Origin of the sequence: Sphingomonas sp. (assembly GCF_017304615.1) — a bacterium.
Lineage (GTDB): Bacteria > Pseudomonadota > Alphaproteobacteria > Sphingomonadales > Sphingomonadaceae > Sphingomonas.
The window spans coordinates 282954-296478 of record NZ_JAFKLZ010000003.1 but is presented as its reverse complement, the minus strand read 5'-3'; the positions used below and the strand labels follow the sequence as shown (position 1 = coordinate 296478).

The following is a 13525-nucleotide window of genomic DNA, read 5'->3' as shown; positions in this document are numbered from 1 at the left end:
CTTGCCGCGAGTCGGCGGCTTGCCTAGGACTTGGTAAACGGGCCCTAGGGGAAGCGGCCCGACCGGGATGCCGACATGATCCTCGAATGCAGCCAGTGCCACACGCGTTACCTCGTTCCCGACACAGCGGTCGGGCCGACCGGGCGCACCGTGCGCTGCGCCAATTGCCGTCATAGCTGGTTCCAGCAGCCTGCCGGCGCACCGCCAGTCGAACGCGATACGTCGCTTGCGGTGTCCACGCCAGTCGCCATCCCGAAGCCCGAACCGGCGCCCGCTTATGCCGGGGCAGATCACGATTACGACGCCTTCGCGCACGAGCCGCCGTTCCGCCCGCGCCGCAATCCCGCGCGACGCTGGACGATCGCCGCGATCACCGCTGGCGCGCTGATGCTGATCGCGACGCTTGCTTTGGTGTTCGGCAATCTGCCCAATTTCGCGACGATGCTCGGAATCCCGCTCGGCGGCGGCGACACGCCGCTCAAGTTCGTCAACTTGAAGAAGCCCGATCGTCGCGACTTGCCCAACGGCAGCGAATTGTTCGCGATCGGCGGGCAGATCAGGAATCCGACCGCGCAGCGCCAGTCGGTGCCCGACATCCGCGCCGAATTGCGCGATGCGTCCGACCGGCTGGTTTACAGCTGGACGATCAAGCCCGACCAGCGCACGCTCGCGCCCGGCGGCACGATGAACTTCGACAGCGCCAAGCTGGACGTGCCGAGCAGTTCCAAGACAGTGAAGCTCAGCTTCACCGCGACGTCGCCCGCCAACTGATCAACAACCATTTGCGTTCGGGGAAACCCACTGCTAGGGGCGCTCGCCTGCCAGCCGCCGGCCTCGCCCTGCGGCATCTCTCACAGCGTGCGGCCGTGGCGGAACTGGTAGACGCGCAACGTTGAGGTCGTTGTGGGCGAAAGCCCGTGGAAGTTCGAGTCTTCTCGGCCGCACCACTCCCGATCAAGAGAGGGCACCATCGGTGCCGATTGATCGGGAGCGCCGCCAGCGGCTAATTCCAGCGCTTTGACCGGGCCGGTGATCGTAATGAGGTTGGGCGCCACGACAACCTTGGTAACGAATCGGCGAGCATAGCCCTGCCGCGTAGCCGAGTCCTTGGATCGCAGCTTTTCCAGGATGACTTGGCCAAGCCGGTCGACTGCTTCCGCGGTCACGCGGCGGTCGGCCGCGGACAGCTGCCGCTCGACCAGCAGGATTTCCTGTTCGAGGTCGGCGCGGCGCGTGCGCTGCGCGGCCAGGCGGGCGGTGAAGTCGGTATCGCGCGGACTGACGATGCCCTGCTCGATAAAATCGAACATGTTCTGGATCGCGCCTTCGATCCGCGTGCGCTCTGTACGAAGTGCCTTGAGATGCGCCTGCCGTTCGCGCACGGCGGCCGAGCTATCGTCGAGAAGATTGGCAAGTAGCGCTTGCAACCGCGCCGGCTGCAACAATCGCGCGGCCATCGCGTCGATGACGATCGCCTCGAGCTTTTGGTCGCGAATACTAGTGCCCTGGCACGCCGATTCGCCCCGGCGCAGATTGCGTGAGCAGCGGTAGTAGCGATACCGTCCCCCTTTGCCGGTAGCGATGGTTAGGGCATGACCACATTCGGGATGCCCGCACTTAGCGATACCGGCCAGCATCGTCGGGCCCGATACGAACGTCGGCGGCGTTATGTGACTGGCGTTCCGCGCGATGCCGGCCTGCACCTGGAGCCATTCTGCTTCCGGGATGATGACGGGTGCCGGAATTTCCTGCCACTCTTCTTCGGGTCGCTTGATGCCGTTGCGAATATCATGGACGCCGTAGAGATGCTTCCCACGATAGGTCGAGCGGGTCAGGATGTCGCGGACGTTGGACACGTGGAACTTACGTCCGCGGTAGGTCGCACCGCTGGCATTGAGGTGCAGGACGATCTTCTTGTAACCCATCGGACCGCGGCCGATGCCGATCCGCTTCATCCGGTAGATCTGCTGGACCAGCAATGCCTCGGACGGTTCTATCACCAGCCGCATCTTGGCTTTGGACCCGCGCATTTCGGCGATCTCGGTCGTGTAGCCGATCGGCGGAATCCCGCCATTCCAGAAGCCGGCTTGTGCGTTACGCTTCATCGTATCGCGCGTGAATTTCGCGGTCTGGCGCGACTGATACTCGTCGAAGTTGGAGAGCACCGAGCGGACGAGATCGCCCTCGGCGTCGTGACCGACCTCCTGCGTGATGGCGACCAGTCGGACGCCGGCGCGCTTCAGCTTGCGGCGGTAATGTTCTAGCAGATAATGGTCTCTGAAGAGACGTGAGAAGCTGTAGACGCCGATCTCGGTGATGCCGGCGCCCGGCCGTAACGCATGCTCGAACAATGCCTGGAGCCCAGGCCGAGCATCGGTCGTACCGCTGAGCCCCCCATCGCGGTAGGTGTCCACATACTCGACGCCTCGTTGCGCATAGTGAGCGGTTAGCCGGTCTTCCTGATTGTCGAGGCTGATCCCGCCTTCCGCCTGTCGTTGTGTAGAGACCCGGACGTATCCCAGCGCGCGTTCAATCCGAGTTTTCGCCATTGCTGAGGCCTTCGAAGATGTAGCGCAGTTCATCCGCGCTCAAGAGGGTGAGCAACCACTCTGACTCCGATCGTTCGAGCGGGAAAGAGTCCGCGAGACGATCGACGATCGTTCGTTCGCTCGGTGCTGCGGTTGGCACCGCCGCGCGGGCAGCGAGCGAGTCGCCAGAAGTGTCGCGCGGGAGGGGATCGAAATGGTCCACCGACCAGCGTGTGCCGCGGGCGAACCGGCGCGACGATGTAACCGTCGCAAAAAATCAGACTGAGAAGTGGAGAGATGGGCCAGCTTGAGCTGGTGAAAAATAGGGAGACTGAAGGTGCTCGCAATCACGTTGCTGCTATGCTCGCTGGCCGCTCTGAAGATCGGCCAATTGCTGGTCATCTTGCTGGTCGACGGACTCGCGACCATGATGGCCGCTTATTATCGCTGGTGTTCGCTGCGCATCAGCCGCGAACTGCTGGCGGCACGCCCGGTGCCCGGTTCTACAAACGACATGGCTTTCTGTGCTCCGTCTCGCCGCGTGCGACGACTGATGGCGCGTCATCTGCGGCTGTCGGTCGCGATGACCACGCATTACAGCCTGTTTCCCGCCTCAAGCCACCGCGGCTACGCCATCGCAGACGCGCTCATGACCAACCCGGCTTGACGACCATCAGTTATCCGGTTCCGTCGCCTGTTCCATCAGTGCGACCTCGCGGTCGTCGCACAGCGTGATCATCTTCTGGTTGGTCGTCCATGATACGTAGCGCCGTGCTTCACAATGGCAGAAGGGGCGCTCCTCCTCGTCGAGATACCAACTGCCTAGTGGGCAGGTCGTGCAGCCGAGGAGCGGCACGGGCCGTGCCGCTTCCGGCAGCGCGAGCAGGGTCGGACTCGTGACGGCCGCGTGGATGCGTTTCACCTTGAGGGACCCGAAGGTCAGCGTTTCATATTCAAGCATTTGCTTGCTCCTAAATTCCGTGGGGTTTGAGCGGTCGAACAGCGAATGCTCAGCCATCACCGAACCAATCCTTGAGGACGTCGACGAAGACCGTGTGGATCAGCTTGGCGTGATCGAGGCGGAAGCTCGGGTGCTGCTCGGCCATCGATTTCACGCGGATCACGAACGCCCCGCGGTGGTCGGGCGCGACGGTGGCGATGACCCTGCCATGTCGGTTCCTGACTTCGACCGGCCTGATTTCGTCCTTACCCGCCGCGGCAGCCGTGAGCTTTTTGGTCAGCGCGGTAAAACCAAACGTCTGGCCCGCATGGAGCGCCGCGCATTCGAGCACGCGCGCGCGTGATTCGTCATCCTCGAGCAATGGGGCGACCAATGCCCACTGGCTCATTGAGATCGCGCGTTTGTCGGCGACGAGATCGAGGATGACGGCTGGCGCTTTCTGCAACGCCAGTCCGCGATTGATCGCCGACTTGTCTTCGCCGACCGCGTCGGCGAGGCGCGCCTCGTTCGTGACGATCTTGCCGTCGAGCATTCTGGCCCATGATGCCGACCGATCCCACAGGCTGACCTCGAGCGCGCCACGATCCTCGCGGTTGGCGATCTTCAGTGCCTGCTCGGGGGTCAGGGAACCTTCGTCATACACGCGCGCGCGCAACGGGGTACCAAGGATGCGACAGCCTTCACGACGGCGCGAGCCGGCGAGGATCTCGACGATACCGCCCGGTCCTCGTTCGCCGATCGCATCGTGCGCCTGACCGACCGCCTTTAATTCGGCGACGAGCGGCGCGACGCTCTCGTCCGTGATAATATAGCCGAACCGCGGGTTCTTGGGCGAGACCGTCGTCTGGTCGTAGGCAAGCAGCTCGACGACATATTGCGCCTTCTGGCCGCGCTTGGAGGGAGCGGCGCTGTCCAGTGGCAGTTCGGTCGGGTCCATGCGTCACATCCTCGATTACTGACGAATCGAGGATGCCGACGACAAAGTGCGGCGACGATGTAACCGCCGTTATGTCTTGAACAAAGAACTTACGATCGACCATCCGCCGCGCGCGCGGCTCGTTCGAGTTCGGCAATGAGGGCCTCGTGCTTCAGTTGGGCGGCATGGTCGCGTTTGTGCCCGCTTCCCGACGTCCAATGATCCGCCGGGCCGGGGTAATGCTGGCTGAAATCCTCGCCACCGGCCGGCGTGTTGAACCAACCATACCCCATGAACTCGTCCATGCCGTGGATGCAGTCGCAGTCGAATGCGAGCGCCGGGAACGCGGTCGCGATGCGCTCGAACAGATCGACCGGAAATCCGATTTCCGTGTCGAAGTTGAACGAGTAGCGGTTGCTCCCCGGGACATCCTCATGATGGAAATTCCAGACATAGCCAGAATGTTGATTGCGGCTCTGCTCGTTCGCCGGGACGTTGATAACGCAATCACATCCGTTCCACCCGTCGTGATCGCAGGTATTGCTAGCCTGGGACGGTTCGATGCAGAGCCGCTTGAAGCGTGCGATCTCCGACGACGGACCGTACACCCTCACGCTGTTCCAGACCTCGCTCATCGACGCAGCCTTCCGCCTACGCAGCGCCCGAGTCGGGGGGAGAAGGCCAGCGGTTCGTCGCGTACGTCGCCGAGCACACCGCGTGTGATCAAAGCCTCGACCCGGTCTGCAGCCTGCCGCAGTTCATCCGAGCCGGCGGGCGTGGGAAAGCCATCACCCCGCCTCAGTTTCACGCCCGGCCGGAACGTGAAATGACAGTTCAGGTCGGGCTCGTCCTCGACCCCGTACAATCTGACGCAACGGTCTTTCGCGACCCAGACCAGCGAAGTGCGCGAATGCAGCCGGACCGTATCGCCATCCCGATAAGCGACCACGATCAAGCCCGTAGGCGTGAACGGCTCCCTGGTGCGGAAGCAGATATGGACGATATCGCGCCCGTCACGGCGCACGGTTTCGCAAATGAGGTCGCGTTCGTCATCGGACGGCGTGAACCCGCCCTCGATAAACGGCTCGGGGGCGATCAGATCGCTGCTCTTGCGGTTCGTGAGCGCGATCGAGATGGCAGCAACGAACTTCTGCATCTGCGTGGTCAGCACGGGATTCGCGCTGATGAACGCACGTCTGACCGCATCCGCGAATGCGGCTTCCCCGTTGCTCTCTTGCCAGTCGGTGCCGTCCCAAAGCCACATACTTGGTCCTTGTTCGTCGATTGGTAAACGGTGCTGGAGTGCGGTGATCAGCGCGGGTCGTCAGCCACGTTTCGCAGTGTCGCCCCGCGCCCGCCACGTTCTTCGTCGCGCAGCCGCTGCCGGAGCGCGTCGACCACCATCATGTGCCGCCGCAGTTCGGGCTCGGCGCGCTTACCGATACCACCGTTCCAATAGTCTTCGGGCACGTTGTAATCGTCGCGGAAATCCTGGCCGCCCGGCGGCGTGTTGAACCAGCCATATCCCATGCGGTGATCGTCATCGGCGATGCACTCGCAGTCGAAATGCAGCCTCGGGAAGATCCCGGTCAGCTCCTCGAAAGCATAATCCGGGAAATTCGCCAGGGTATCGAACGCGAACGAGTACATGCCGTGCTCATGCGGCCCCAGCTCCCTGAAGTTCCAGGCATACTCGGCGCTGAGGTCTTCCAGCTTGAACGCCATCGTGCTGCGCGACCGATTGCCGGCGGGTGCCGGCCCAATGAAGAGCCGCTTGAAGCGATCGATTTCGCCTTGCGGACCGTAGATGTCCACGCTGTTCCACATCTCATCGCAAATCGCGTACATGGTGCAAGCCTCCATCGGTCGGTTGGTTGGAAAGGGTGTGGGCTCGCGCCTTCTTATCGGGCATGACCGAGATCCCAGGTGATCGGGGAGCTGCCGGTGAACAGGTGGCAGGCGATCCGGTCGTCGCGACCGTGCAGGAACGGATAAGCGTAAAGCGACGGCGCCCAAGCATGGGCACGTCCGACCTCGACGCTGACCGCGGCATGGCCGCCACACCAGCCACGCGCGGCCGGCGCACCCGCTCCGATCCAGCCGAGCAACGGCTGGTCTATGTATGGCGCAAACCACAATATCGGCAGGAACAGGTCCGAGACCGGTTGTGCGAGCGGGTGCGGCGCCCGCCCGCGCAGGACGTCCTCGAGCAGATCGTCGCAAGGGGCGCGACGGTCGCTGCGCTTGTCGGGCTCGCTCCAGCGTCGGGTCTCGTCGATCAACGCGCGCAGCAATTCGCCGCGCGGATCGCTGTTGACGGGTTCGTTGAACGCGACGCGCCGGCGCCCCTGACCGACGTGATGGCCGTCGAATGCGGACGATGTGCGCGTCGGCCCCGATTGTAGATTTTGCGCTCGGACCACTTCGTGGAAGCGATCGTCGTCGGGGATCGCGTTATCGGCGATGCCGTCGTGAAGCGGTGCGTCCGGCGCGGGATCGCGATCGAGGCTTGCGAGCATCGCGTCCTGCATCGCGACACGTGCTTCATCCGGCTTGATCGTAAAGGCGCGAGGACGGCCCGCCTTGCGCGCCGCATCCTCGGCGAGCGCACGATGCGGCTCGAGCGCCATCGTCGGGAAGATCGAGCAGATACCGGCATTGATCAGGCGCAAGACCGTCATCCCCATGTGACGGGATACGTCGTCGTCATGGTCCCGGCGGGCGAACGGCAGGCTGTCACCGACCGCCTCCGTCGCGGTGACGGTGCGGGCGCAATCGCGATAGGCGGCAGCGTCGTTCCAGCCGAGGCGCGCCTGCTGCGCGTGGGTCAGCGCGGCATGCGGGCCAAAAATCGAGCCGGCGAGCGCGCTCTGGACGGTGGCGTGGCTGAATCCTTGTCGCACCAATTCGGCGCCCGCCGCGTGGCCGCGATCGACCGCGACGAACGTCGCGGTGGACGAGGCGAGGATGACGCGCATCTCGCTAAACGTCAGCCGCGCGACCGTGGAGCAACCGGCCTCGGCATCGTTCAGTCGCCGTTTGAGGTCGCGCGCTAGCTGCATCATCCGGCCGCATTCGAACAGCGATGCGAGCGCACCGAGCGCGCCGCCGGCACAACCCGAGAACGCGCCGTGCGGCGCTGCCAACCACGGGAACAGATCGTATAGTCGCTCGAGCCGCCCGGTGATCGCGAGGGTGTAGATGAGGTCGCCGCGGACACGGTCGAGCCGCGCCATCCGGACGGCGACGTCGGGTTCGCCGAGCCGGTGGAGCGTGCGCCGGATGTGCGCACGCCATCCAGTCGCCTGCAGCCGCGACCCCAAATTGGCACAGCCGAGTTCTTCGAGATCGGCGGCGATCCGGGCGAGCAGGGGCTCGAGCGGCCCCGCATGGTCACTCGGTGTGACCTTCTTCAACGCCGCGTTCAGCCGATACCAGCGCTGGCGAAGCGGCTCGGGACCGACCGAAAACACCGCGACGGCGTCGAGCAGGATTTTCGCCCATTTTATCGTCCGCCGCAGCTTGCGCCCGATGGTGTCGGGCGAATTGCTGTTGTCGGCTGCCTTCAGATGGCGCAGGACGTGCTGCAGCCCGGCGACCAGCCGGGCGATCGCCTGGTCGGTGTATGTCGTGGTCCCGCCGTCGTCCCGGGCGGCGCGGCGCAGGCGCTCGATGACCGCGATCACGTCGATCAGCGCCCGGCCGACGGCGACGGCGCCCGATGTCGCTGCGAGATGGCCGGATACCGGGCGGCTGGGTGCGTTCCAGACCACCGCCAGCCACATCTTGCGCAATGCCAGCATCGCTTGCGCGTGCGCGATGATCAGCCGCGCCTCGAGCCCGTCTTCGCGCAACCGGTCGGCCCACGCCGCGACCCACTCGTCCTCCCAGCCGACCAATGCGTATAGCGCACCCGGCGCCCAGGCGAGACCAGCCGACATACGCAGTTCGCGCAGGATCGCGTCGCGGGTCATCGGGATCGGACGCAACGTGACCTGTAACGGGCCGATCGACGCGGACGCGTCCGCGTCGAGGAAGGGCGCGAACCGTGACAAGCGTCCCCCGACGAACCCGCCACCGGGGCGCTCGTCGGTCACGTCGTCGAAGTCGACGCCGGGCATCAGGGCGAACCGGGCGCCGATCCCGGGTGGCACAATCGCGTACCGGCTCGGCGCGGAGCGGCCGGTCGCGGTGATCAGATGAGGTCGACCGATCGCCTCGTTGGCGATCAGCGCGGCGCTCAGCATACGGACGTCGGCGTCGAGCAGGGCGCGGATCATGCGCCGTCAGCCCGGTGCTGCTTCACGATCTCCCAGCCGGCAAGGATGTTGGCGCGGCGCGTTGTCGCCTCGTCGAACCGCTCGATGAGGTCGGTGAGTTCGTTGTAACGATTGGCGAGATCGACGATTTCCTCCTCGCGCGATGCGAGTGCGTCGACCGGACCCTTTTCGAACCCGTCGTAGATGGGTGCGAGCTTCGCCAACACCGCCTTGCGCTCGGCGCGGTACGGTGCGATGTCGGTAACGATCTTCTCACGGCCGTCCTCGGTGATGATGATGCGCGCCACGATCAGCGTTCCCGGAACCGTGGGTTGGCGCCGTTGTCGTCGAGCCAGTTGGCCGCGTGGCCGCGGGTGCGCTCGGCGGGCATGGGAACTTCGTTGAGGTCAGCGATGGTCCGGGCGTGGTGCCCCTGGCGCGAGAGAGGCGGTTTCCACCGCCAGCGGCGATCACCGGTCGCGCGCTGGTGTGCGGCGAAGCTGGCGCAGTTTGCCCGATAGCGATCGGCGGCGTCCGCTTCACTCGCCGCGCCACCGATCGCCGCCAGCGCCGCGCCGCCGGCCGCGATCACCATCGGTAGCAGATCACCGAACGTGTCGTCGGGCGTATCGGTGGCCGCGGCGAAGCGATCGCGCAGGTCGGACGGGGTCAGCGTATAGAGGCCACGATGCGGCTCAGCGTCCGCTGCGGTCAGCGCATGGAGCTTCGCCGGATATCCCAAGCCTAATTTAGGCCGCTTGACCCAAAACGGGTCGAGACCACCGCGTTTGAGCAGATCCTGTTCTTCCAGCCAGGCGAGGCCCGTGATCTCAAGCAATGGATCACTCTCGCAGACGTACTTCAATGCGATGATCAGACAGTCGTGATCGACTTCGTGGCGCGCATCGGCCAGTCGCGCGATCGCCTCTTCATATGGCAGCCGGTAGAAGCCGGCATGCGCGAAAATGTGCGCGACACCCATGTCGCGCACGGCGGCGATGCCGCCATGACGATAGATCGCATAATGAGGGTGATGCCCGAGCGCCGCCTGTTCGTCATCGAGCGCGAGGATTTGCGCTTTCGCACCGGCAACGAGTCCGCGCGCCTGGGCGATTTCGTCGTCGATCGCCGCGATCAATGCTGGATAGTTTTTAGGAACGTCATCTGCCATGGCTGCCTCCGAAAGACAGCGTGACGCGGCAAAACTGCCGTGACGATGTAACCGCGTCGATTTCGGCAAATATCCGACGATGGTGGGCAACGACCGTGCGACCGCGCTATGGCCATGCGCGATGGCCGAGGTCACCCCGAAATGAGCGGCAAACCCGAGACGCCGCACGCGATCGTCGAGGCGATGATAGCGATGGTCGATCCGACGGGCGTCGCGATCATTGACGATCAAGACCGTATTGACGCAAGCATCGGCGGCACGACCATCGCGATTAGCGACGGATCGCCTCACGCCTTCGAGCAACTCGCTTCGGCGATCGAAGCGCGTATCGCGTTCGAGCGCGCCACCGCGATGGTCGACGCCGCGGGCGAGACCGGCGTGCCGCTGTGGCTGGTATCGGGATCGTCGGTGCTCGCCAAATGGCTCGCCTGGTCGCGGACCGACCGCGCCCTGGCCAAGACCTTGAGCCTCACTGATCAAGTGGGCACCGCCCCGATCTTCGGCCGTTTCGCGCGGCGGGCGCGGCGCGAACTCGGTCACATGGCGGTCAAGATCCGCGTAAGTGGGGGCCAGGCCGTGGCCGAACGGATCGAGCTGTCGCATCGGGTGCCAGCCGTCGCGGTGCTGGGAGACAAAGCGACGATTAGGCTCCGGCGGCAGCATTTGCCGGAGACGATCGTCACCGCGCTGGAAAAAGACCCGACCCGGAACGATCGCCGGCGCGCCGCAGAGATCATCGAACATCCGTTCTTGGCAGACTTCGATGTCATGGTCGAAGGGGTGCGCAACGACGGCGACGACGCGATCGTCAAACTCGAAACCGTCTGGCAGCCGCTCGCGCCGGTCCCAGAAGCCGCCTGGGCCTCCGTGCCACGCGGCGCCGATCCTCGGTTCCCGTGGCGCGCGACGGAACGCGAGGTCGCCGACATCTACCGTCTCGCCGCCAGCGGTGCGCTCCTGTTGCAACAGCGGTAGCATCGCATCGTCATCGCGGCGCCGACTGGTCCGCGTTGACGATGGTGTTACCGTCGACCGAATAAACGCAGGTATATTCAGCCTGCGTGTCGGCGTAGAAGCCTCTCAATTGCTTGTACTGAATGACCGCCAGCGTGGCTGCAAGCCGGTTGAGGCAGGCGACCTGGATGTTGCTGCGATAGAGTTCATCGTCGTCGCTGCCCGTCATCGGGATGCGTCCGTTGTCGCGGACGTGCGCGCGCATCGTCGGCGTGCTGGTCGTCACGCGAACCTGTCCCAATATGCGATCGTCGACCAACCGGAGCCCGAGGCCGCAGTCGATGAACGGCAGATCGCGTTGCTCGAGCTCGGGGATGATGACCGCGCGGGCGCGGACGCTGTCGACGCAGACGAACACGAAATCCACGTCGTCGAGCAAATAGGCGTTATCCGGGTTGAGATCTTCCGCATATCGGCGGATGCCTTTGTGCATACGACCGTACACTTCGGCGTAGTGTTCGACCTTGTGCCGTTCGGCCACGGTATCGATGTACGACATCGCGCCGGGCGCGCGCCACGCAGTGTGTTGTTCGACGCGGTCGCTATCGAATAGCAGGATGCGTTCGCACGGCGTCTTGCTGATCAGGTCGAGCACTTCGGAGCCGGTGCCGCCCAACCCGATGATCGCGATCCTCCCGCCCGCAAGCCGCGCCGACACCGCCGCGATCCCGGCCCGGGTCGCGGCAGTGTCCTCGTAGACGAATGGACTCGTCACGACGGTCTGGATGTTATCGGCGGCCATATCAGCTGGCGTAGGTCGCGTCGGCGTTGACCACGAGGCCATCGGCAATCTCGATAACATCGCCCGGGGTCATCAGCCCGCTCCGGCGCAGGCCGATCCCGCTGCGGAACGACACGGTGGCCGCACCGGGCGTCGCCAGCGGGCGGGTCGGGAATGCCAATCGCAACAGTTGCTCGAACGTCGCAGTGCGGCCGCGCAGCGCATGCCATTGCCCGTTGATCTGGATCGAGGTCCGTCCGGCCGGCGCGGCCGGCGCCTGGGTGGAGCGTTCGGCTTCGCCGACGAGATAGAGATTCGACGCGTGCGGGGCACCGGATCGTGCATGGGACGGTCAGCAGACAGGCGATGGTCGGCGAGGGATTTGGCAAGCGTCGTCATCGTTGTTCTCCTTCGAGTTGATCAGTACGGTACGTCGAAATCGGGGTCGGGTTCTTCGCCGCGCGCGGCCCAGCGAACGGCGTCGGTCATCTCCCGGTAGAGTTGCTTGGCGCTGCCGTGATAACCGCCAAGACGCCGCTCGACCTGCGGCCAGTTGAGCGCCGGATTGGCCGGGTCGAGTCCGAGATCATGGACCACTTCGAGCATGATCGACAGCGCGGCCGTGGTCGCTGTCCCGCGTGGGAAGTTCGTGAAGGCGATGTGCGCCGCTTGTTCGCACAAGGATGGCGGCACCTTGGTGAGACTATCGCACTGGATGACCCAACTGACCTCACCGTAATCCATCATGATCTCGAGCTGGTCCTCGCTCCACGATCGGCAGGTCGCCGGATCGACCATCGCGGCGAACCCGTTGGCGACATCGTCGCCGACCCGGTCGAGGCCGATGACGGTGGCGACCGGATTGGCACAACGTGTCGCCGCCATCGCGACGGTGACTGGCGTCGCCCATAGCGCCTCGCCGACGTCGCCGGACGACGCGATGCTGCCCGCGATGAGCGGGTCGCTCAGGTTGAGCACGACGTGCGGCACACCCGCCTTCTGCGCCAACCAGCGTGCGGCATGGGTCCGGCCCGACCCTTGCGGGCCGGTGAGTAACATCGGTGCAGCACGGAACCAAGTACCGCCTGAAGCGACGAGCGCTTGGCACGTCGCGGTCACCGAGCGCAGGAACGCCGGCTGATGCTCGTGCATGAGTTCGAACGGAATGCCGTCTGGGCCCAGCCGGTCGCCGCCGAGCAACGCGAACGGCTCGCTCAAGCCCAAGGGTGCCGGGCCATCGTCGATTGAACGGCCGACGATCATCGCGGGGGTGGCGGGGCGGAAGGGCGTGAGATCGTTCATCAGTCGCCTCGCCACATCCGCAACGGCCGCATGCCACCGGCGCCGCGACCTTCCTTCTTTACGCGCCGCTCGGTCTCGAACATCTCGTCGGTCAACAGGCGGGTCAGCGCTTCGCCGCCACGCTTCTCGGCATGTTTGAGAAACTCGGCAAAGCGCGGCACCTGCCACCGCACCCAATCGCACAGGCGATCGCGCTCGATAGCGCGGTCGTAACGCACCGACCATTCGGCGTCCGGCTCGCCCTTGCGCCGGAGCTCGAGTTTATAGCCGCGCTTGGTATTGGGCGCGTACAGATTGATGATGTGCCGGTCACGCTGCCGCCGCGCAGCGGCCTCAGCCGCCTCGCGTCGGGATTCGCTGGCCTCTTCGACGAGCTTGTCGACGGCGGCGTTGATCGTGGTCGGTCCGAAGATGGCGGTGACGCGCCCAAGAAAAACCAGATCGAACCCGCCGTTGACGAATCGGCCGAGCACTGCGTCGCGGTCAGCGAGGTCGCCGAAGTGTCTGGTCCACAGCATACGTGTCCCTTTCCATGCCATCACCAGGTGCATGACGTGGGGGTCGGCCTTGCTCATCTCGATCGAGAACACCCCATCTGCTTGGTGAATGAGCGATGCAGGCGCAATCGGCGTGAAAGGCATCGGGTGGAGTGA

General features: G+C 64.8%; 17 protein-coding genes, 1 tRNA gene and 1 pseudogene. 5 read left to right on the top strand and 14 right to left on the bottom strand.

Annotated features, from left to right (window positions below; all coding sequences use genetic code 11):
* Window positions 1-75 precede the first annotated feature (75 nt).
* The 3 genes from J0J06_RS14095 to J0J06_RS14085 all read left to right on the top strand — a co-directional run bounded on the left by J0J06_RS14095 (window position 76) and on the right by J0J06_RS14085 (window position 1418).
* Window positions 76-771, top strand: a complete 696-nt coding sequence (locus tag J0J06_RS14095; protein ID WP_294043094.1) for a zinc-ribbon domain-containing protein — start codon at window positions 76-78, stop codon at window positions 769-771.
* Between the two features lie 89 nt (window positions 772-860).
* Window positions 861-947, top strand: a tRNA-Leu gene (locus J0J06_RS14090).
* 186 nt (window positions 948-1133) lie between these two features.
* Entirely contained in the window at window positions 1134-1418 is a 285-nt protein-coding gene (locus J0J06_RS14085) for a hypothetical protein (RefSeq protein ID WP_294043092.1), read from the top strand.
* 96 nt (window positions 1419-1514) lie between these two features.
* On the opposite strand, the pseudogene J0J06_RS16880 reads toward J0J06_RS14085, so the two are convergent.
* Window positions 1515-2549, bottom strand: a pseudogene (locus J0J06_RS16880) (recombinase family protein); the annotation flags it as partial.
* Window positions 2530-2751, bottom strand: coding sequence for a hypothetical protein (locus J0J06_RS14070; protein ID WP_294043088.1), 222 nt, complete (start codon window positions 2749-2751; stop codon window positions 2530-2532). The pseudogene J0J06_RS16880 and the gene J0J06_RS14070, both read right to left, overlap by 20 nt.
* 114 nt (window positions 2752-2865) lie before the next feature.
* Here J0J06_RS14070 and J0J06_RS14065 point away from each other — a divergent pair, with 114 nt between their 5' ends.
* Window positions 2866-3195 carry a hypothetical protein gene (locus J0J06_RS14065; RefSeq protein WP_294043087.1) on the top strand — a complete coding sequence of 110 codons (330 nt, stop codon included), beginning with the start codon at window positions 2866-2868 and terminating at the stop codon, window positions 3193-3195.
* Window positions 3196-3201: 6 nt separating this feature from the next.
* Here J0J06_RS14065 and J0J06_RS14060 read toward each other — a convergent pair whose 3' ends face one another.
* The 8 genes from J0J06_RS14060 to J0J06_RS14025 all read right to left on the bottom strand — a co-directional run bounded on the left by J0J06_RS14060 (window position 3202) and on the right by J0J06_RS14025 (window position 10498).
* On the bottom strand, window positions 3202-3489 hold the full coding sequence (locus tag J0J06_RS14060; RefSeq protein WP_294043085.1) for a hypothetical protein: 288 nt from the start codon (window positions 3487-3489) through the stop codon (window positions 3202-3204).
* A gap of 49 nt (window positions 3490-3538) precedes the next feature.
* Window positions 3539-4426, bottom strand: coding sequence for a ParB N-terminal domain-containing protein (locus J0J06_RS14055; protein ID WP_294043083.1), 888 nt, complete (start codon window positions 4424-4426; stop codon window positions 3539-3541).
* 89 nt (window positions 4427-4515) lie between these two features.
* Window positions 4516-5040: a hypothetical protein gene (locus J0J06_RS14050; protein WP_294043081.1), complete on the bottom strand. Its 525-nt coding sequence runs from the start codon at window positions 5038-5040 to the stop codon at window positions 4516-4518.
* Window positions 5037-5669 (bottom strand): hypothetical protein, encoded by a 633-nt coding sequence (locus tag J0J06_RS14045; protein ID WP_294043079.1) that lies wholly within the window; start codon window positions 5667-5669, stop codon window positions 5037-5039. The genes J0J06_RS14050 and J0J06_RS14045 overlap by 4 nt, the downstream gene beginning before the upstream one ends.
* 47 nt (window positions 5670-5716) lie before the next feature.
* The gene (locus J0J06_RS14040; protein ID WP_294043077.1) at window positions 5717-6253 is read right to left on the bottom strand and encodes a hypothetical protein; all 537 of its coding nucleotides are present in this window, start codon (window positions 6251-6253) and stop codon (window positions 5717-5719) included.
* A gap of 53 nt (window positions 6254-6306) precedes the next feature.
* Entirely contained in the window at window positions 6307-8685 is a 2379-nt protein-coding gene (locus J0J06_RS14035; protein WP_294043075.1) for a hypothetical protein, read from the bottom strand.
* Window positions 8682-8972: a hypothetical protein gene (locus J0J06_RS14030; protein WP_294043073.1), complete on the bottom strand. Its 291-nt coding sequence runs from the start codon at window positions 8970-8972 to the stop codon at window positions 8682-8684. Before J0J06_RS14030 ends, J0J06_RS14035 begins: the two co-directional genes overlap by 4 nt.
* Before the next feature lie 2 nt (window positions 8973-8974).
* On the bottom strand, window positions 8975-10498 hold the full coding sequence (locus J0J06_RS14025) for a hypothetical protein (RefSeq protein WP_294043071.1): 1524 nt from the start codon (window positions 10496-10498) through the stop codon (window positions 8975-8977).
* Here J0J06_RS14025 and J0J06_RS14020 point away from each other — a divergent pair, their 5' ends adjacent.
* Window positions 10499-10810, top strand: a complete 312-nt coding sequence (locus J0J06_RS14020) for a hypothetical protein (protein WP_294043069.1) — start codon at window positions 10499-10501, stop codon at window positions 10808-10810.
* 10 nt (window positions 10811-10820) lie between these two features.
* On the opposite strand, the gene J0J06_RS14015 is transcribed toward J0J06_RS14020, so the two are convergent.
* The 4 genes from J0J06_RS14015 to J0J06_RS14000 all read right to left on the bottom strand — a co-directional run bounded on the left by J0J06_RS14015 (window position 10821) and on the right by J0J06_RS14000 (window position 13513).
* Complete coding sequence (locus J0J06_RS14015; protein ID WP_294043067.1) at window positions 10821-11591, bottom strand: ThiF family adenylyltransferase; 771 nt, start codon at window positions 11589-11591, stop codon at window positions 10821-10823.
* A 1-nt stretch (window position 11592) separates the two neighbouring features.
* Complete coding sequence (locus J0J06_RS14010; RefSeq protein WP_294043065.1) at window positions 11593-11751, bottom strand: hypothetical protein; 159 nt, start codon at window positions 11749-11751, stop codon at window positions 11593-11595.
* A gap of 239 nt (window positions 11752-11990) precedes the next feature.
* A complete protein-coding gene (locus J0J06_RS14005; protein WP_294043064.1) occupies window positions 11991-12872 on the bottom strand; it encodes a hypothetical protein in 882 nt (293 codons plus the stop codon).
* Window positions 12872-13513 (bottom strand): hypothetical protein, encoded by a 642-nt coding sequence (locus J0J06_RS14000; RefSeq protein ID WP_294043062.1) that lies wholly within the window; start codon window positions 13511-13513, stop codon window positions 12872-12874. The genes J0J06_RS14005 and J0J06_RS14000 overlap by 1 nt, the downstream gene beginning before the upstream one ends.
* Window positions 13514-13525: the final 12 nt, after the last annotated feature.

Bases quoted from the DNA above. Each gene is read 5' to 3' on its own strand.
- J0J06_RS14005 (WP_294043064.1), bottom strand. From the start codon at position 12,872: ATGAACGATCTCACGCCCTTCCGCCCCGCCACCCCCGCGATGATCGTC.
- J0J06_RS14035 (WP_294043075.1), bottom strand. From the start codon at position 8,685: ATGATCCGCGCCCTGCTCGACGCCGACGTCCGTATGCTGAGCGCCGCG.
- J0J06_RS14045 (WP_294043079.1), bottom strand. From the start codon at position 5,669: ATGTGGCTTTGGGACGGCACCGACTGGCAAGAGAGCAACGGGGAAGCC.
- J0J06_RS14015 (WP_294043067.1), bottom strand. From the start codon at position 11,591: ATGGCCGCCGATAACATCCAGACCGTCGTGACGAGTCCATTCGTCTAC.
- J0J06_RS14025 (WP_294043071.1), bottom strand. From the start codon at position 10,498: ATGCTGCCGCCGGAGCCTAATCGTCGCTTTGTCTCCCAGCACCGCGAC.
- J0J06_RS14050 (WP_294043081.1), bottom strand. From the start codon at position 5,040: ATGAGCGAGGTCTGGAACAGCGTGAGGGTGTACGGTCCGTCGTCGGAG.
- J0J06_RS14055 (WP_294043083.1), bottom strand. From the start codon at position 4,426: ATGGACCCGACCGAACTGCCACTGGACAGCGCCGCTCCCTCCAAGCGC.
- J0J06_RS14095 (WP_294043094.1), top strand. From the start codon at position 76: ATGATCCTCGAATGCAGCCAGTGCCACACGCGTTACCTCGTTCCCGAC.
- J0J06_RS14040 (WP_294043077.1), bottom strand. From the start codon at position 6,253: ATGTACGCGATTTGCGATGAGATGTGGAACAGCGTGGACATCTACGGT.
- J0J06_RS14000 (WP_294043062.1), bottom strand. From the start codon at position 13,513: ATGCCTTTCACGCCGATTGCGCCTGCATCGCTCATTCACCAAGCAGAT.
- J0J06_RS14060 (WP_294043085.1), bottom strand. From the start codon at position 3,489: ATGCTTGAATATGAAACGCTGACCTTCGGGTCCCTCAAGGTGAAACGC.